The 813-nt window shown below is 70.0% G+C and carries 1 protein-coding gene; it reads left to right on the forward strand.

The window, feature by feature from the left end; genetic code table 11:
- A partial coding sequence (locus ACYVMZ_RS39375; protein ID WP_461088129.1) for a ketoacyl-synthetase C-terminal extension domain-containing protein occupies window positions 1-813 on the forward strand: 813 nt, incomplete at both ends.

Here is an 813-nt window from a genome sequence, read left to right on the forward strand (position 1 = left end):
AGGACGGTGCGAGCAACGGTCTGACCGCGCCCAACGGCCCTTCCCAGGAACGCGTGATCGCCCAGGCGCTCGCCAACGCCGGGTTGAAGCCCGCGGATGTGGACGCGGTCGAGGCGCACGGCACCGGGACGACGCTGGGCGATCCGATCGAGGCCCAGGCGTTGATCGCCGCGTACGGGCAGGACCGTGCGGAGCCACTGCGGATCGGGTCTGTGAAGTCCAACATCGGGCACACCGTGGCCGCTGCCGGTGTCGGCGGCGTCATCAAGATGGTGCAGGCCCTTCGGCACGAGCAGTTGCCGTGCACGTTGCATGTGGACGAACCGTCGTCACACGTGGACTGGTCGTCGGGTGCGGTGCGGTTGTTGACCGAGCCGGAGCCGTGGCCGGCGGGGGAGCGGGTTCGCCGGGCTGGTGTGTCGTCGTTCGGTGTCAGCGGCACCAACGCGCACGTGATCCTGGAGGAGGCTCCGGCGTCGCAGCCGGTTGCCGCTGCTTCAACTGCCGACCCGATCAGCGTGGTTCCGTTGTTGGTGTCGGGCAAGGGCGAGGCTGGTCTGCGTGCGCAGGCGGCGCGGCTGCGCGCGTGGCTGGTGGATCACCCGGACGCGGACCTGCCCGACGTTGCCTACTCGCTGGTGACATCGCGGGCGCAGCTGGAGTGGCGGGGCGCTGTCGTCGGAAATGGCCGCGACGAGTTGCTGGCGCGTTTGAGTGTTCTGGCCGAGTCGGGCACCGGGGCCGGTGTGGTGTCCGGTGCGGTGGGCTCCGGCTCTACCGCCTTCTTGTTCACGGGTCAGGGTGCTCAGCGGG

The sequence above is a fragment of the Streptomyces deserti genome, from assembly GCF_054782695.1.